General features: G+C 60.2%; 11 protein-coding genes. 5 read left to right on the forward strand and 6 right to left on the reverse strand.

Annotation, left to right across the window (positions count from 1 at the left end; translation table 11 throughout):
* Positions 1–115 precede the first annotated feature (115 nt).
* Positions 116–2,371 (forward strand): TonB-dependent receptor family protein, encoded by a 2,256-nt coding sequence (locus tag DBR16_RS13150; protein ID WP_161539512.1) that lies wholly within the window; start codon positions 116–118, stop codon positions 2,369–2,371.
* Here the strand turns inward: DBR16_RS13150 and egtB are convergent.
* Positions 2,368–3,684, reverse strand: a complete 1,317-nt coding sequence (gene egtB, locus DBR16_RS13155; RefSeq protein WP_109261682.1) for an ergothioneine biosynthesis protein EgtB — start codon at positions 3,682–3,684, stop codon at positions 2,368–2,370. The two genes, DBR16_RS13150 and egtB, sit on opposite strands and share 4 nt — an antisense overlap.
* Before the next feature lie 122 nt (positions 3,685–3,806).
* Between egtB and DBR16_RS13160 the strand changes: the two genes are divergently transcribed.
* Both DBR16_RS13160 and DBR16_RS13165 read left to right on the forward strand, forming a co-directional pair.
* Positions 3,807–4,007 carry a hypothetical protein gene (locus DBR16_RS13160; protein ID WP_109261683.1) on the forward strand — a complete coding sequence of 67 codons (201 nt, stop codon included), beginning with the start codon at positions 3,807–3,809 and terminating at the stop codon, positions 4,005–4,007.
* Between the two features lie 88 nt (positions 4,008–4,095).
* Positions 4,096–4,749, forward strand: a complete 654-nt coding sequence (locus DBR16_RS13165) for a DUF6445 family protein (protein ID WP_109261684.1) — start codon at positions 4,096–4,098, stop codon at positions 4,747–4,749.
* 4 nt (positions 4,750–4,753) lie between these two features.
* Here DBR16_RS13165 and DBR16_RS13170 read toward each other — a convergent pair whose 3' ends face one another.
* The 4 genes from DBR16_RS13170 to DBR16_RS13185 form a co-directional block, all read right to left on the reverse strand.
* Positions 4,754–6,658, reverse strand: coding sequence for a cytochrome-c peroxidase (locus DBR16_RS13170; RefSeq protein WP_109261685.1), 1,905 nt, complete (start codon positions 6,656–6,658; stop codon positions 4,754–4,756).
* A 93-nt stretch (positions 6,659–6,751) separates the two neighbouring features.
* The gene (locus DBR16_RS13175; protein WP_109261686.1) at positions 6,752–7,900 is read right to left on the reverse strand and encodes an osmoprotectant NAGGN system M42 family peptidase; all 1,149 of its coding nucleotides are present in this window, start codon (positions 7,898–7,900) and stop codon (positions 6,752–6,754) included.
* Positions 7,897–9,675: an N-acetylglutaminylglutamine synthetase gene (gene ngg / locus DBR16_RS13180; RefSeq protein WP_109261687.1), complete on the reverse strand. Its 1,779-nt coding sequence runs from the start codon at positions 9,673–9,675 to the stop codon at positions 7,897–7,899. Before ngg ends, DBR16_RS13175 begins: the two co-directional genes overlap by 4 nt.
* A 1-nt stretch (position 9,676) precedes the next feature.
* Positions 9,677–11,455 carry an N-acetylglutaminylglutamine amidotransferase gene (locus DBR16_RS13185; RefSeq protein WP_109261688.1) on the reverse strand — a complete coding sequence of 593 codons (1,779 nt, stop codon included), beginning with the start codon at positions 11,453–11,455 and terminating at the stop codon, positions 9,677–9,679.
* A 267-nt stretch (positions 11,456–11,722) separates the two neighbouring features.
* On the opposite strand from DBR16_RS13185, the gene DBR16_RS13190 reads away from it, so the two are divergent.
* Together DBR16_RS13190 and DBR16_RS13195 are read left to right on the forward strand one after the other, a co-directional pair.
* Positions 11,723–12,211 (forward strand): hypothetical protein, encoded by a 489-nt coding sequence (locus DBR16_RS13190; protein WP_109261689.1) that lies wholly within the window; start codon positions 11,723–11,725, stop codon positions 12,209–12,211.
* Positions 12,212–12,734: 523 nt separating this feature from the next.
* Positions 12,735–17,654, forward strand: coding sequence for an NAD-glutamate dehydrogenase (locus tag DBR16_RS13195; protein ID WP_109261690.1), 4,920 nt, complete (start codon positions 12,735–12,737; stop codon positions 17,652–17,654).
* Here the strand turns inward: DBR16_RS13195 and DBR16_RS13200 are convergent.
* Positions 17,636–18,511: a dienelactone hydrolase family protein gene (locus DBR16_RS13200; RefSeq protein ID WP_109261691.1), complete on the reverse strand. Its 876-nt coding sequence runs from the start codon at positions 18,509–18,511 to the stop codon at positions 17,636–17,638. The genes DBR16_RS13195 and DBR16_RS13200 overlap by 19 nt on opposite strands.
* Between the last annotated feature and the right edge of the window lie 9 nt (positions 18,512–18,520).

Below are 18,520 nucleotides of genomic sequence, written 5' to 3' on the forward strand. Positions count from 1 at the left end.
GCAATTGCGGTGCGATGCCGCAGTAACTGACAATCATTCGCAAACGGGATGGACACGCCGGACGCAAAGCGCGTAGATGCACATAAGTCGCAATAGCTATTCGGGGTTCTCTTACATGCGTTCTTTCCTACTGGCGGGTGCTGCCGCCTGCGCTCTTGGCGCGCCTGCCCTCGCTCAAACCGAAGCTGCCAATCAGGCTATCACCACGACCCGGGATGTTATTGTCGTCATCGGATTGTCCGGCGATCCGTCAGATGTTCCGGGCTCGGCTGAAGTGCTGACTGCGGCTGATCTTGATGTTCAGGATTATTCCGACATCAACCGCGCCCTCCGCGCCGTTCCGGGCGTCAATATCCAGGAAGAAGATGGCTACGGCTTGCGTCCGAATATCGGTCTGCGCGGCACAGGTCTGGATCGCTCGTCAAACATCACCTTGATGGAAGATGGCATCCTGATTTCGCCGGCACCCTATTCGGCGCCTGCTGCCTATTACTTCCCGCATTCCGGACGCATGGCAGGCATCGAGATCATCAAGGGCGCAGCGGGTGTCCGCTATGGCCCGCGCACACAGGGCGGGTCCGTCAATCTTCTCTCCACGCCCGTCCCGGAAGAGTCATTAGCTGGGCAGATTGATTTCTGGGTCGGTGATGAAGATCAGCGCCGCCTTCATGCCTGGGTTGGCGCAATGCAGGAGGTTAACGCATCCACCAGCATTGGTGGTCTGCTCGAAACCTACCAGAACTCCGCCTCCGGTTTCAAAAATATTGACGGACCGTCCGGACAGGATTCCGGGTTTGAAATCGAGGATTACGTGGCACGGTTGCGCCTCGAAACCCGGACCGGCGATGTCGGCCACAGTTTCGAACTTCGCGCGCAGTATTCCGATGAATTGTCAAACGAGACCTATCTCGGCCTGACAGAAGCTGACTTCGCGGCAGACCCGTTCCGCCGTTATGCGGCCAGTGCCCGGGATCAGATGGATGCGGAGCACTCGCTCTGGTCACTCAGCCACACGGCGAGTTTCGGCAATGATCTGACGCTGGGCTCGGTCCTGTACCGCACCGATTTTGCCCGTGACTGGTTCAAGCTGGACCGTGTTGACCCGGACGGGGCGGGGCCGATGGCGGCGGTCAGCATTTCCAGTATACTCGACGATCCGGCTGGCAACACCGCAGCTTATGCCATTTTGCAGGGTATGCCGGGCCTGGTGTCAGCAGATGACGCGCTGAACATCAAACACAATAACCGCGTTTATTATGCGCAAGGCTTCCAGACCGAACTCTCTGGCGCTTCAGACTGGAATGGCATGGCCCACAACTGGCATGTCGGCCTTCGCTTTCATTACGATCAAATGGACCGCTTCCAATGGGTAGACCGGTTCCGCATGGATAATGGCAGCCTTGTGGAAACTACGCGCGGCGTTCCCGGTACGGATTCAAACCGGATCGATTCGGCAACGGCGTTTGCCTTCTTCATTCAGGATGAAATCACGACCGGCCGCTGGACGATTGTCCCGGGCGTCCGGTTCGAACGAATCGAACTGAAGCGCGAAAACTGGGGTGGCGGGGATACGGCGCGACTGAATCAGCCATCCATAACTGAAAACACGGTCGATGCTGTGATACCCGGAATCGGCGTCCGCTTTGATCTGGACACGAACTGGTCCTTCTTCGGCGGTGTCCATCGCGGCTTCGCACCGCCCTCGCCCGGCTCCGCCTCGCGTGAGCCGGAAGACGCTGTCAACACCGAGCTTGGCGCGCGTTATGGTAATGGCTGGTGGTCAGCCGAAGCCGTCGGATTTTATAACGCCTATGACAACCTTCTCGGCTCCTGCACCAATTCCACAGGAGGTGGCTGTACGATTGGTGCCCAGTTTGATGGCGGCGAAGTCGATGTCATGGGGCTGGAACTTGCCGCCGAGGCCGATTTCGGGGAAGCGTTGAATCTCGGGGTTTCGCTTCCGGCCCGCCTCGCCTTTACGCATACATCGACAGAATTCCAGACGGCGTTCAATTCGGCCTATGAACCATGGGCGACGGTCAATATTGGAGACGAGCTGCCCTATATCCCGGAAAACCAGATCTATGGCGCAATCGGTCTCGATGCCGGTCAATTCGGTGGGCAACTGGCCCTGACCTGGGTGGATGATGTCCGTACCGTGGCTGGACAGGGCGCTATTCCGGCTAACCAGCTCGTTGAATCACACTTTGTCGCTGACGCATCGGCCTGGTGGTCGTTCCGCGAAGGCTTGAGGGCGCGCGTATCAGTCCGCAACCTCACCGACGAAGTCTATGCCGTCGCCCGCCGCCCGGCAGGCTTGCGTCCGGGGGCGCCGCAGGCTGTCATCTTCGGTTTGTCAGCGGAATTCTAGGCGGACCGCAGGGAGCTGGCCGGGCGGGTGCGCTTGGCCAGCCTTATGCCGGAGAATTGCCAGCGGGCATTGGCCGGAAAGAAGTTGCGGTAGGTTGCCCTTATATGGTTGCGCTCTGTTGCGCAGGATCCGCCGCGCAAGACCTGCTGGCCGGACATGAATTTACCATTGTATTCGCCGACGGCTCCGTCGGGCGGATGATAGCCCGGATAGGGTTCATAGCCGCTCGATGACCACTCCCAGACCCCTCCGAAGACGGCCTCTGCCTGGCCCGATTCGCCAAGCGGGCCGGGATGATACCGGTCCCCGTCACCCAAGAGAACGCCTTCGGCCGGATGTTGGCGGGCCAGCAATTCCAGCTCGGTTTCCGTGGGCAGGCGCTCCCCCTTCCACTCCGCAAAAGCCGCGGCCTCATAGGCGCTGACATGACAGACCGGCAGGCCCGGTTGCAGCGGGGACAGGCCGTGCAGCGTATACTCTGTCCATATGCCGTCACTGTGCTGCCAGTATAGCGGATGGCGCACGCCGTTCTGCTGCCGCCATGCCCAGCCGTCCGAGAGCCAGAGCCGGGCATCCTCATACCCCCCTGACTCGACGAATTCGCGATATTCGGCGTTCGAGACCGGCCGTGCCGAAATTTCGAACCCTTCCTGCCAGCGCTTGTGACGGGGCAGCTCATTGTCGAAAACAAAATCGGCGTGGCTGGCCCCGATTTCGACCAGCCCGCCCTCGATCGGGATATAGCTCGCCGCCGCCGGCGCATCGGGCGCCTCCGCGAGCCGGGATTCAAACGGCGCATAGGGATCGGGTGCCTGCGACAGGACATGTTTGATATCCGTCAGCAATAATTCTTGGTGTTGCCGCTCGTGCTGCTGGCCCAGCTCGATCAGCGGCGCAATCCGCGTCCAGGCCTCGCCGGACGCGGTCCGGATCAGTTTGGAGACGGCCTCTTCCACATGTCTGCGATAGGCCAGGATGGTTTCAACCGATGGCCGCGACAACAGTCCGCGTTGCGCCCGCGGCCATTGCTGTCCGACCTGCTCGTAATAGGAATTGTAGAGATAGCCGAAGCCCGGGTCGAACGTGCGATAACCGTCCAGATGCGGCTTTGCGAGGAAGGTTTCAAAAAACCAGGTCACATGCGCCAGATGCCATTTCGTCGGGCTGACATCCGGCATGGTCTGGATCTGCATGTCTTCGGCCGACAGGCCGGCAATCAGCCTCATCGTATCCGCGCGGACACCTGAAAAGCGATTCAGGCACGCTTCGCGGTCATCGAATTGCGGGCGATATGACAGGGCGGGATGGGTCATGCCGTCGGCCTCCGGTGCGTCTGCCAAGTCTAGACACACACGGTCAGACTTACCACCCGTAGGTGATTGACGCCGCAAGATGAAAAGTCTGTAATGATTCTTCCGTCTGGGGAGGGGGCAAGATGAAGATATTCATAGGTGCGGGCTTTACAGCCCTTCTGGCCATCGGTGCCATTGTCTGCCCGGAACATGTCCGCCAGCAGGCGCGGGATGCCGCCACCATTCCGCCGGAAGTTCATGCGGAAATATCCCGGCAGCTCGATTTGTTTGTGAGTGTCATGGAAGGCGAGCGGCCCGCCATAGAACCGGCAAGCTCACGCTAAAGCGAACAACATTACGTTGAGGTAACTTGCCTGCAAGTGCCGCGACAGGGTTTCAGTCATAGCCTTCACGCAAATTGCGGGGGAAGGCATGCATCGCTCTTTGATCATCCTTGATGACGTCATGGACAATGCGCAGGAATTGCGCGAGGCGGCATTGACTCTGGACTACCCTCCTGCGCCGGACACCGTTCTCTACCCGGGCCGGAATTCCCTTCAGCAGGTCAATCTGGAAGGATTCCAGCAGCAGATCGAAACCGTGATCGGGGAAAGGCTGGTTCCTGCGGGTGGCGACAGTTATGCGCGGTTCCGTGTCAGCCTCGAAGGCGAAGACGGCAAGGGCGGCGTCCATGTCGATGCCTGCCACTGGACCTGCGTTTATTATCTCACGCCGGATGAGCTCTGCCAGGGCGGAACCGATTTCTACCGGCACAAGGCGAGTGGTCTCGAGCATGCCCCGCACACCCCACAGGACCTCGCGCGGACCGGTGCCACCTCCTATTCCGATTATGTAAACAACCAGGCTTTCCCGGATACGAAGAACCCGGAGGCTTGGGAGCACGTCATGCATGTGCCGATGAAGTTCAATCGGCTCATCCTGTTCCGCCCATGGTTTTTCCACGATGCCGGCCCCGGCTTCGGCACCGACATCCGCACCGGTCGGCTGGTCTATCTGCTATTCTATTTCAGCGCCGCAGAACTGGAGCGCGAGCGGCGCGAAAAATCTCACGCCGCTTTCGCCTGATCATTTAGTCCACGAATGGATCGGCAAAACGCGGATCTGTCAGGAAATCATTGTCTGTGAGCGTATGAAGGAAAGCTTCCAATGCCTGGGCTTCCTCAACAGTCAGGTTCAGGCGCCGGGCTTCCCCGCGCCCATTGCGCAGCCGCGGGTCAAGGCCCGGGCTGGCGATCACCCCGGAATTATAATGCTCGATCACTTCGGCGAGCGACGTAAAACGGCCATCATGCATGAAATGGGTACGAACACCCGCATTGCGCAGCGAGGGTGCCTTGAATTCCCCGAGCCCATTGCCCGGGTCAGCGTCCGGATCTGCAGGATCATCCAGACCTATATTGTGAACATCATCGCTTATGTGCGCCAGAGTGCCGTGGCAGGCGGCGCAGCCCAGATTCTCGACCGGAGATCCGTTCACCGGCATGAAGAGCTGCAGGCCCAGATATTCCTGCGGTGTGAAGCTGGCCTCGAAAGCCGGCGATCCGACGGTGCCGGCCGATAATGCCTGGTCAAACCGGGAATTATAAGTCGTCAGGGACCGCACAAACTGGGCCATCGCCCGGGCCATCCGGTCCGTTGTGACCGCCGGATCGCCAAAAGCTGCCGTGAAAAGCGGGTCGTAGAAATCCTCGGCGGCAATGCGAGACACGGCCTCTTCCAGCGTCAGGCCCATCTCGACCTCGCTCTGGATCGGTGCCAGAGTCTGGTCTTCCAGTGTCGCGGCTCTTTCATCCCAGAAGAAATGCCCGTTCGCATAGAATCGTGCATTGGACAGGCCCGGCGAATGCCGCGCTGTCAGTTCGCCCGCAAACCCTTCAGACAGTTCGAGCGGGTCGGAAAAGCCGGTCGCTTGCGTGTGGCAGGTGGCGCAGGAGGTTGTGTTGTTGGCTGACAACCGCCGGTCATAGAACAGCACCCGGCCCAGCGCGGCGCCGGGATTGGTAATGTGATTGTCGATCGGCGTATTGTCTGCCCCGGCGACCGGCCCGTTCAGATAATAATTGGGCAGGTCCACATCGGCATCGGCGTAAAGATAGGGAATTTGCGGCAGAACCGGCTCACTCATCAGAGTCCGTACCGCCACGGATGTGGACCCGCGCAGCGCATCGCCTTGCTCGAACCGCACGGAAATCCGGTTGTTTCCGGGCTCGAAAGCCACGGGCAGCCCGTCAATCACAAAGACGGCAAAACTGGCGGTCTCATTGGCACCGATGAAGAAATCCACGCTTTCCGCCGCCGCGGACAGACAGGCACCTGTCGATGGATTGGTTTGACAGATGCGCGGTGTCACAGTCAGCCCGTCCGGGTTTGAAACCGGCCGTGCCGTGAGATTGGCGGCTGCGCCGACATTGCTGATGGCAACCACAAAAGCGCCATTCTTCTGACGGTCAATCGTTTCGACAACACCCGGCAGGGAATTGAGTCCGACAGAGGCGCCCGTGTCGGCAATCGCCACAATATCCGCGCCGGCCGAGGTGGAAGCTGACAGCCAGAAAGAATTCACGCCCGCCCGGACCGGTGCCGGGTCGGTATTGTCGCAATCAAACACCAGCGGAAGGTCACCGCCGTCATAGGGCGCGCCGGGTGTGAAGGCGAAAACAAAGCTCTGCGCGCCGCCGCCGGCAATATTCACCGGAGCATTGGGGCTTCCTGTGACGGCATTGGTGGCATCGGTTGTCTGGAACGAAAAACTGCCCGTCGCCTCGCCGCCCGGAGAGAGTTCGACGCGGCAACTGACTGCTTCGGTCTGGCCGGCATTGATGATGGTCGCAAACGCGGTAGCGGTGTCACCCACCTGAACCGCCCGGCTCGACGGCAGCACCGCCGCCACGATCGGCCCGCCCGCATCCTGGGCAAAGCTGCTGGAAAAACAAAGGAAACTCGCCGCAATTCCGGCCTTGAGATACGGATTCATGAACGCCTGTCCTCGCTCGCCCCTGATAAACAAAAGCGCCGTCCCCGAATCCTTAAACGACCAAGGGTTACCAATCCGTCGAAAGAAAAAGCATTAATCCGTACGGTGGCCGGTGGATCCCCTGGCCGCCTCGTGAGGTTGTTCCGGGAATCCCTTCAGTCCGCCAAGCTCTTCGGCATCACGCGCAATGGTAACCGGGCTCAATACATAGGCGACAACAAGTTCGGCGACCGAACAGGGTGCATCCATGTGTGTACGTTCATATCCGTGGCTGGCATCAATCCCGAAAGTGATCAGCGCGGTCCGGACATCGGCCCCGCCTTCAACCGCAGAGGCATTGTCCGATCTGTAATGCTCGAAATGGTCGCGCTGATGGCGGATGTCGTGTTCACGGCAGAGATCGATCAGCTTGCGGGTCAGGTGGAAATCGAACGGGCCCGTCATATCGCCCATCGCAATGGTGACACCGGTTTCCTTCGACCCTTGTCCCTCGGCGACTGCACCATTGTCGATTGCAACCATCGAGGCGATATCATGCGTCAGGATGGAGGACGCACCGGATCCGATTTCTTCGGTGATCGAGAACAGAAACAGCGTATCGACGGCAGGGGTCTGTCCGGACTCCTTGAGCGCCTTCATTGCGGTCAGCAGCGCCGCGACCCCGGCCTTGTCGTCGAGGTGGCGGGAGACGATATAGCCATTGTCAAAAAACTCCGGCTGCGGATCGATGGCAATGATATCTCCGACCGCCAGATGCGCACGTTCCGCGTCGTCCTTGCTGTAAATCGGCATGTCGATTCGAAATTCGACCTGCTTCCAGCTCACGGGCTGGGTATCGACCTCATCAGCAAAAACGTGGCCGGAGGCCTTGAGCGGCAATATTGTTCCGCGGAACGTGCCCATTTCGGAAAACAGCGTTCCCCGTGCGCCTTCTGCAAACCGCGAAGACCAGTGCCCGATCGGTGCCACGGCCAGGCGTCCATTGTCTTTCAGCTGACGCACGATGGCCCCCAGCGTATCGAGATGCGCGATCACCCCCCGGACCGGCTGGGCGGCTGTGCCCGGAATCCGGGCGCGGATCGCCCCGCGCCGTGTCAGCTCGGTCTCGATTCCCATTTTCTGGATTTCTTCCATCGTCCAGCGGGCGATTTCATCGGTATAGCCCGACGGGCTCGGAATGGAGAGCAGCGCCTCGAGCGTCGATTTGAAATAGTCCGGATCGATTTCGGGCAGGCGGGTCATTCCGCGTCATCCTTTCGTGCAGTTTGTGGAAACAGCAGATCGATAAACCGCTCTGCCGTCGGCTGCGGCTCATGATTGGCCAGGCCGGGACGCTCATTGGCTTCGATGAAGATAAAATCGCCAGACGCTGGCGATTCAACCATGAAATCCAGCCCGACCACAGGAATGTCCAGTGCTGAAGCGGCTTTAATCGACGCCTCGATAATGCCCGGGTGAAGGCGCGCTGTCACATCATGCAACGTTCCGCCAGTGTGCAGATTTGCTGTTTTGCGGACCTCTATGGTCTTTCCGGCGGGCAGCACATCATCAAATGAATAGCCCTCATTGCTGACACAACGCCGGGTCTCGCGATCCAGCGGAATCCGCGATTCGCCGTCGGTTGCGGCATGTCTCCGGCGCGACAGTCCTGTAATCAGTTTGCGCACGGTCGATGTACCATCACCCACAATGGACGGGCGTTTCCGCAAAGCGGCCGCGACAACTTTTCCGCCAATGACAATGACGCGGAGATCGTCACCGGACATACACGTCTCGACGAGGACGTCGGGGCATTGCTCCCGCGCTGACCGGATGGCCTGGTCCAGCGTTTTCCGGTCGCGGATGCCGACTGTGACTCCGCGCCCCTGTTCGCCGCGCACGGGCTTCACGACGACTTCCCTGGCGCGGTCCAGCAATCGGCCCACCGCGTCATCGTCATCGGCATCAACCGCCTCGGCCACGGGAATACCAGCCTTCTGCATCAAGCGGCGGCTGACGGCCTTGTCGTCACACCGGCTCATGGCCACGGCGCTGGTCAGCTCTGACAGGGATTCACGGCAGACAATTGATCGTCCGCCAAGGGTGAGGCGGAAAAACCCGCCTTCGGCATCCAGCACTTCGGTCGCAATCCCCCGGCGGCGGGCCTCTTCGGTGATGATACGGGCATAGACATTGAGCCCGTCTTCCATTGGCGGGCCGGTGAAGAGCGTCTCATTGATCGGGTTTTTCCGTTTCACCGCAAAAAACGGCACGCGGACAAAGCCCAGGCGCTCATACAGGCTGATGGCGGCTTCATTGTCATGCAGGACGGAGAGGTCCATGAAAGCGCAGCCGCGAGCCTGGAAATGACCGGCCAGATGCCGGGTCAGGGCCTCGCCGATTTTCGGCAGCCGGGCTTTGGGATCGGCCGCCAGACACCAGAGCGAGCTGCCCTGTTCCGGATCGTCGAACGCCCGGCCATGATCCACCCCCGTCACTGTCCCGACAATATCGCCGCTCTCATTGTCTTCAGCCACGAAAATCGTGATGACCCGCGAATCGCGGCGTTTCCAGACATAGTCGGGATCAACCGTCACCATGTGATTGGCGCGATAGATGCGATTGACCGCTTTCGCGTCTGCCGCCGAGGACAGGCGCCGGATCGTGAAACCCTCGGGCCGGTCCCTGGCGGTCTTGAACGCGCCGAGATCCAGCCGGTAGGTATGTGACGGATCGAGGAAGAGTTCGGTCGGCGCGATGGCGAGCAGGACATGCGGGTCGCGCACATAAACCGCTATATCCCTGCGGTCCTCGCCTTCATCCTTCAGCGCTTCGGCAATGGACTCATTATCGGGAAAGGTCTGGCAGAACACCAGCCGGCCCCAGCCGCAATCCACCGTAACGCCCTCTCCCTTTTCCGCCGCCTCGGGTATCGCGGACGGGGGCGGCGTCAGGCCGGACTGCTTTCGTAGGCGCTCCAGCCTATGCTGGCGCGCCCGGACGGGCCGGTCCTTGCGGGATTTGTCGGCAGCGGACATGTCAGGCCGCCTGGTCGTGCTGTTCAAGCCAGAGGGCGAGAACGCCGATCTGCCACAGCTTCGAGCCACGCAGCGGCGTGATATGATCCTCGGGCGCCTTCAGGAGCTCTTCCACATAATCCGGATTGACCAGCCCCCTGTCCTTGAAAGTGCTGGAATGGACCGCATCCCGCACCATTTCGAGATAGGGGCCGCGCAGATATTTCAGCGCCGGCATCGGGAAATAGCCTTTCGGCCGGTCGATGACCGCATGCGGAATATGGTCGCGGGCAATGGTTTTCAGAATCCCCTTGCCGCCCTCCGCCATCTTCAGGTCCGCCGGGCAGCGCGCCGCAATCTCGACCAGCTCGTGATCAAGGAAGGGAACGCGGGCTTCAAGGCCGTGTGCCATGGTCATATTGTCAACCCGCTTGACCGGATCATCAACCAGCATGATGTGGGAATCGAGCCGCAGTGCCTTGTCCACCGCCTCCGTTGCGCCGCTCCGGGCAAAATGCTGCCTGACAAATTCCGTCGAGGGGTCATCTGCGAGTATGTCAGCAGGGATCAGGCGGGCCATTTCCGCCTGCTCCCGGTCAAAGAACGCTGTCTTGTAGGAGGAGAGCGGATCATTCGCCCCGGCCATGGGCGGATACCAGTGATAGCCCGCGAAAATCTCGTCCGCGCCCTGCCCCGATTGCACCACTTTCACATGCTTCGAGACCTCTTCCGACAACAGGAAAAACCCGACGCAATCATGGGATGTCATGGGTTCGGACATGGCACCGATGGCGCGGCCAAGCGCCGGCAGGGCCCGCGAGGTTTCAACCGGAATCTGGTGATGGATCGTGCCGAAATGCTCCGCCACAATATCGGAATATTCGAATTCATCTCCCTTTTCCTCGCCAACCGTCTCGAAGCCGATGGAGAATGTGTTCAGCCCGGTGGCTCCGGCCTCCGCGAGCAGGCCGACAATCAGGGATGAATCCAGCCCGCCGGACAGCAGCACGCCGACCGGCACGTCGGCCACAAGACGCCGGCGCACGGCCGCTCTCAGCGCCGCTTCCACTCGCTCGCGCCAGTCATCCGCCGACAGTGAGCGCTCTTCAGCCCGGAGGTCATAATCCGGCTGCCAGTAGGTGTCCTGCTTGCGGGATCCGTCCGCTTCAATCACCAGAACCGTCGCCGGCGGCAGCTTGCGTACTCCCTTGAACAGGGTGTGCGGGGCCGGCACCACGGAGTGGAAGCTGAAATAATGATGCAGGGCGACGGGATCGATGGTGCGGTCGAGGCCACCCGTGGCCAGTAGCGCCGGCAGCGAGGAGGCGAACCGCAGCCCGCCATCCGTGTCCGCAAGATAGAGCGGTTTGATGCCCATCCGGTCGCGCGCAAGAACGGTCCGGCCGCTCTCGCGCTCGCGGATGGCGAAGGCAAACATGCCGTTGAAACGCTGCACGCAATCCGGCCCCCAGGCGTGATACGCCTTCAGGATGACCTCGCTGTCGGATGTCGAGAAGAAGCGGTATCCCCTGTCTTCCAGCTCGGCGCGCAATTCCTTGTGATTATAGATGCAGCCATTGAAGGCGAGGGTCAGGCCCAGTTCGGCATCTTCCATCGGTTGCTGCCCGGCATCGGACAGATCGATGATTTTCAGCCGTCTGTGCGCGAAGCCCGCGGCGCCGCGGACGACCATGCCCGACCCGTCCGGCCCCCTGGGGGCCATGATCCGGGCCATGGTCTGCAAGACATCAGGATTGGCGTCACTTCCATCAAACCGCAAGTCACCGGCGATTCCACACATAAAAAAGGGCTCCTGTTCTAACTATATTTAGACAGTATTTGATCAGTGAAGATTGAAGGGGTGGGGTGAACCGGTTAGATAAGGGCCGGATTGCGATAAATCAACCATGTATCATTAGGTTCCATTGGGCCAATATAATAAAATTCAGGGGCGCAATATGACGCCGGTGGTTGATTTTAATGCCATCAATAACTATCTCAATGCTTATTCAGACCTAACAGTAACCAGAATCGTCCGCACCGAAGTGCCGGGCGTAGAAGGAGTTTAATGAACCGCTTTGCCCGTAAACGCCAACCGATCATCGGCCGTGTCGCTGCCGTAACCGCCCAGAATTTCGATGCTGACGATTTTGTCCGGGCCACCCGCCCGCTGGAGCAGAAAGGTTTTGCCATCTCGGTTGTTTCCAATACGAGTGGAATGCTGACGGGCCGGACCGAAGCCGGTCAGGATGTCAACTTTGTTCCGGCCTCAACCATTGGCGATATGGATTTTGACGGATATTGCGCGCTCGTATTGCCGGGAAATTCTCACGGCATCAGTGAGTCCACCGAAGCGGCGATCGACAAATTCCTGAGCGACGGCAAACCGGTTATTGCCATGTCCGGCGATGTCCCCATGTTCGCTCGGGCAGCAAACTCTCCTGATGTTTCCGATGCCGGCGTGGCAATCTCCATGAATGGCAAGGTTTTCGCGGCCCGCGGCCAGGAAGACACAGACGAAGCCGTTGAAGTTTTTGCCAGCGTGCTCGCCGCCTGAATCTGAAGCCAATTCAACGGACAAGGAAAACGTCATCCGGTCCGGATGGCGTTTTTCTTTGCCGGAAACACAGTCTTTCACGCCCTTGTGAAACAGTGTGGGATGAAAATCTGCCTGACCGGCCCCATATCCCTGCCAGACGGAGCGAGGAAGGAATGTCATGCACCGCTTTATCTCGATTGCACTGGCCGTGCTGACATTTTCAGCGGCCGTTGCCGTGTGGGCTTCAAATGGAAGCGCGGCTCTCTATATAGCTTAAAAGAGCCGGGAACGGCTCTGACAGAAACAGGCCTCACTTGTGCGTCCCCCCAGCCTGCCTTGGAGGCCTGCAGGCACCGCCGGACACTCCCCTGTCCCCGTCCGGCGGTGCCGAATCTTTCTTCACACAATATTGCGGTATTTTGCGGCATTACGCCTTGATTAACCCTTCCCGTTGCAGGAGTAAGGACGAAACGCCGGTCGCCCTGTCGGCTGCACAATCAGGCGAGCCGGTCACCCCTTTTGTGCGCAAGAAGAGCCGCCCATGACCGCCGTTGTTGCCACCGCCCAGGCTTATACCTCCTCCGCATTCAACAAAGCCGCCCGCAAGGTCTGGCAGAAGAAATTCGGCAGCGACCCCGATACGGCCGCGCAGGCCTTTCTGGATCAGGTGCTCGGCGACGCGCTGGCCGAGGATCTCGAGGGTATCAAGGCCACGCAACTGGCCGAACAGGCGGCGGAATTCTGGGACTGGGCGAAAGGGCGGGGCGAAGGAAAAATCCATGTCCGCGCCCGCGCTTCGGAAACCGGCAGCGCCAGCTCGATCAAACGCGATATCGTCGAGGTCGCGGGCCCCGACCGCCCCTTCCTGGTCGATTCGGTCATGGGCGAGATTGGAGCTCAGGGCCTTGATGTGCTCGCCATGTTTCACCCGATTGTTCCGGTCAGCCGCAATGAGAAGGGCGAAATCTGCGCCGGAGGCGACACCCTTCCTGAAAGCCTGATCCAGGTGCATGTCGAACCGCTGGATGAACGCACCCGCGAAGCGCTGGCGGAAGCGGTCCGGGCCGCGATGGAAGACGTCCGGCTGGCGACCGATGACTTCAAGGACATGCGGGCCGCCATGAATATGGCCATCGCCCATGTCGAGGATGCCAACACGCCGGCCAGCCTTGAGGAAAAGTCCGAAGCGCTCGAATTCCTGCGCTGGCTGCGCGATGACCATTTCGCCTTTCTCGGTAGCCGCGTCTATCAGTTCGATGTCGATGCCAAAGGCAAGATGAGCAGCCGCGAGCCCACCGTTCAGCCGGGATCAGGCTTCGGCATTCTGCGCGATCCCGAGCGTCAGGTGCTGCGCAAGGGCAATGAACCCGCGCTTCTGACGCCGGCCATCGAATCCTTTCTGAACGAGCCCTCGCCGATCATCGTCGCCAAGGCCAATATCAAGTCGCGCGTTCATCGCCGTGTTTACATGGACTATATTGGCGTCAAACGGTATCGCGAAGATGGTGCCGTCATCGGGGAGGCCCGGTTTGTCGGGCTCTTCACGGCAGAAGCCTATGACCGCATGGCCCGCGATGTGCCCTTGATCCGGCGCAAGGTCCGCCGCGTTCTGGAACGGGCCGGCAAGATCCCGGGCACGCATTCCGAGAAGAAGCTGCGAAATATCGTCGAGAATTATCCGCGCGACGAGCTGTTCCAGACCGAGGAAGATGATCTTTTGAAGATCGGCCTCGGTATCCTGCATTTGCAGGATCGTCCGCGGACCAAGCTTCTGGTCCGGCGCGACCGGTTTGACCGCTTTGTTTCCTGCCTGCTTTTCGTGCCCCGGGAGCGTTATAATTCGCGGGTTCGCGAGCAGGCCGGCGAAATGATCCGTGCCGCTTTTGATGGCCGCATGTCGGCCTATTATCCGCATTTTGGCGACGGGCCACTCGCCCGCGTTCATTACATTGTTGGCCTCGATCCGAACAATCATCCCGAACCGGACCTCCACGAGCTGGAACGGCAAATCGTGGCGCTGGCGCGGACCTGGGAAGATGAGTTCGTGGCGGAGGGCCGCCGGTCCCTGCCGGACCATCTTCGGCATCGCCTGTCGGCCTATGACCGCGCATTTTCGGCGGGCTATCGCGAACTGTTCGCGCCTTTGGAGGGCCTTGCCGATCTTTTGCGTATCGAATCACTGGGTGATGACACGCATATCGGTGCCCGCCTCTATCGCGATGAGGGCGAGGACACCTCGATTCTGCGTCTGAAAATCTATCGCCGGAACGAGCCCACCCACCTGTCGGAAGTCATGCCGATTCTGGAAAATATGGGTCTCAATGTGATCCAGGAGTCCGGTTATGAAGTCCGCCGCGAAACCGACGAGGCGCGCGAAGCCATTGTTCATATCCACGATTTTGAAATGCGCTCGGAGGCGCTCGCCGGGCAGGACATCACAGAGTTCAGTGGTGCGTTTGAAGACGCCTTGCTCGCCGTCATGGCGAACCGCGCCGAAAATGACGGATTCAACCGGCTGATCCTCAAGCTGGGCGTCAGCTGGCGCGAAGCGGCTGTTTTGCGGGCGCTCGCCCGGTATCGTCAGCAGACCGGGCTGGATCCGTCCCAGGCCATTCAGGAAGAGGCGCTGGCGGAAAATCCGGCCATCGCCCGCCAGCTGCTGGCATTGTTCGACACCCGCTTCAATCCCGATCTCGAGATGGATCTGGAAGCCCGCAAGGAAAATTCTGCTTCGCTTGGCAGGGACATTCGCGCGCAACTGGAAAAAGTTGCCTCGATTGATCATGACCGGGTCCTGCGCCGCCTTCTCCGCCTGCTCGAGGCAACGCTGCGGACCAATTATTTTCAGACCGGCGATGACGGGCTGCCCAAGGCCCACATTTCTTTCAAGATCGCCAGTCAGGAACTCGAAGAACTTCCGCTGCCCAAGCCCTATCGCGAGATTTTCGTCTGGTCGCCGAATGTGGAAGGCGTCCATATCCGCTTCGGTCCGGTGGCGCGTGGCGGACTGCGCTGGTCTGACCGCCGCGATGATTTCCGCACCGAAGTGCTGGGGCTGGTCAAGGCGCAGCAGGTGAAGAATGCTGTTATTGTCCCGGTCGGGTCAAAAGGCGGTTTCTATCCCAAACAATTGCCGCGGTCCGGCTCTCGCGATGAATGGCTGGCAGAAGGCCAGAACGCCTATCGTACCTTCATCCGCGGTCTGCTCGATATTACCGACAACATCCAGGAAGATGCCGTCATGCATCCGGGCAAGGTGGTCATCTGGGATGGCGAAGATCCTTATCTGGTAGTGGCCGCCGACAAGGGCACGGCGACCTTCTCGGACCTCGCCAACGGCGTTGCGATGGAGGAATATGACTTCTGGCTCGGCGATGCGTTCGCGTCGGGCGGCTCGGCCGGCTATGATCACAAGAAAATGGGTATTACCGCCCGCGGCGCATGGGAATCGGTCAAGCGGCACTTCCGCGAGCTTGGCAAGGACATTCAGAACGAAACCTTCACGGTTGCCGGTGTCGGCGACATGTCGGGCGATGTGTTCGGCAACGGCATGCTCCTGTCGCGCAAGATCCAGCTGATTGCGGCCTTCGATCATCGTGACATCTTCATTGATCCGAACCCCGTCGATTGCGAGGCCAATTGGGAGGAACGAAAACGCCTGTTCGACCTCCCGCGCTCCAGCTGGCAGGACTATGACAAGAAGCTGATTTCCAAGGGTGGCGGGATTTATTCCCGTTCGGAAAAGTCGATCAAGCTGTCAAAAGAAGCCCGCAAGGCTCTGGGCACAGACGCGGAAAGCCTGTCACCGCCCGAGCTCATGATGGCCATTCTCAAGGCGCAGGTCGAGCTTTTGTGGTTTGGAGGCATTGGCACCTATGTGAAGGCCTCGGGCCAGCAGCACTGGGAGGTGGGCGACAAGGCGAACGACTCCATTCGTGTCAATGCTGCCGATGTTGGCGCGAAAGTCATTGGCGAGGGGGCTAATCTCGGCTTTACCCAGGCGGCCCGGATAGAATTCGACCGCAATGGCGGCCGGGTGAATGCCGATTTCGTGGACAACTCTGCCGGCGTTGACACGTCTGACCATGAGGTCAATATCAAGATTCTGCTCAGCCCGCTCCTGAGATCGGGCGAGATGACCCGCGCGCAGCGCGACAAACTCCTCGGCGGTATGACCGATGAGGTCGCAGAGCATGTGTTGAAGCATAATTACGACCAGACCCTGGCGCTGACGCTGGCCGAACGCGATGCCCCTGCCGACGTCGATGCGCATGAGCGTTTCATGGCGCGGCTTGAAAAGACCGGACGGCTGGACCGCAGTGTGGAGGGCCTGCCATCGGGCGACGCCATGCGCACCCTCAAGGAGCACGGCTTGGCTTTGACCCGCCCCGAACTCGCCGTGCTGGTCTCCTATGCAAAAATCACCACTTTCGACAAGCTTGTGGCGTCGAATGTTCCCGATGACCCGCATTTCGAGAGCATGCTGAAGGGTTATTTCCCGAACGATCTCGACACCTATGGCGAGCAGATGTCCGGCCACCGTCTGCGGCGGGAAATCATCGCCACTGTTCTGGCCAATGACATGATCAATCTGGGCGGCCCGACTTTTGTGCACCGCGCAATCGAATCCACCGGCGCCGAGGCTCAGCTGATTGCGCGTGCCTTCGAGGCCGGGCGCCGGGTTTTCCGCTTCTCGGATCTGACCGACCGGATCAACAAGCTCGACAATCGGGCGCCCGCAGACGTCCAGATCACCTTGCATCGTGAAATCATTCGCCTGCTCCGGCGGCAGACCTACTGGCTGGCGCGGCGCGCCCGCGCCCAGGAAGCCGGTCAGGCCACACCGATCCGCGATCTGATCGAGGCTTACCGGCCGGGCGTCGACAAGCTTCGGGAATCAGCCATGGACATCATTTCCAGCTATGACCGCGAACATGTCGAGGAACGGACTGAAGCTTTTGTAAAAGCCGGCGCTCCCAAGGATCTGGCGCATGACATCGCTGTACTCCGGCCGCTGACATCCTCGTCGGATGTGGTGGATCTGGCGCTGCAGGAAGACTGGCCCCTGGAATCGGCCGGCTATGTCTATCACGCTGCGGGCGCGCGATTCTCTGTCGACATGCTGCGGGGGCTGGGATCGGAGGTCTCGTCCGATCTTCACTGGGACCGCCTGGCCGTTCGCCGCCTGATCGAGGATTTGTACGCCAGCCAGCAGGCGATCGCCTCTTCCATGATGCGGTTTGCCCGGTCGGCGGGCGGCGCGCTTCAAACCGGGGTTGAAGCACCCAACCGCGAATGGGCGGACGAATTGCTGGGCGCCTGGTGTATCCAGAATGACATCGAGGCCGGCCGCTATGATAGCGCGCTGGAAGAACTGGAAACGACCGGTGCCTGGACCCTGTCCAAGCTGGCCATCGCATCAACCCAGCTCAGGGAGATGGCTCAGTCCGCCGAATCCTGACGCAGATCCAGATACCGTTTCAGGAACGCCTGAAACGCGGTATGGGCAATTTTCGCGCGTTCGGGGTCGTAGACGAGACTCGAGGTCGGATGGTGGTCCGGCTCGTCAAAGGCGTGCGTTGCCCGCTCCACATAGCGCCATTTGACGTCCGCCCCCCATTTGATCTGTCGATTGAAGACCTCGACCGATTCCAGATCATCACAAATCGTATCACCCCGGACCAGCAGGCTTTCGACCGGGATGTCTGTCCGCCAGGGCATGCGCCGCGACCGTGCCGGAAAGCCGCTATAGGGATACATGGCGAAGATGGCCTTGACGCCCTCCAGCCCGTTCGGCGGCAATTGATCCAGCGACGCGGGCGGCATGCCGGCCTGATCGAGTGCCAGCGCTTCCAGTGCGGTCCAGCCGCCATGGCTCCAGCCGGCAATGACGATTTGCGATGCATTGGCGAGCGGGTGCTGGCGGGCGATTTCGAGTGCGGCGTGAAGATCGCCCGCGCGCTCCGAGGCTCGCAGTTTCGCCCCGGTGCAGACGGTTTCAAGCGCTTCTTCATACCCGATGCCGCGAAAGGAGTTTGAATCCGGCACGATAGCCATGACGCCCAACTCTGTCGCCAGCTTCGCGAAGACCGCCATATTCGGGCGGATGCCCCCACAGCCATGCAGGAGAATCACCGCCGGAAAGGGACCTTTTCCGGCCGGTATTTGGATATCTGTGAATGGCTCGATATTCCGGATCATGTCATGCAGTGTGCGGCGGGGGACCGGCGTCAGCAATCCCCGCTGATAAAGCCGGAAACCGACAAATGCGCCCGCGCCAAGCGCGATCAGGAATGCAAAAAGCGAAAACCAGCCCATGACCACTTG

The sequence above is a fragment of the Hyphobacterium indicum genome (assembly GCF_003129605.1).
Lineage (GTDB): Bacteria > Pseudomonadota > Alphaproteobacteria > Caulobacterales > Maricaulaceae > Hyphobacterium > Hyphobacterium indicum.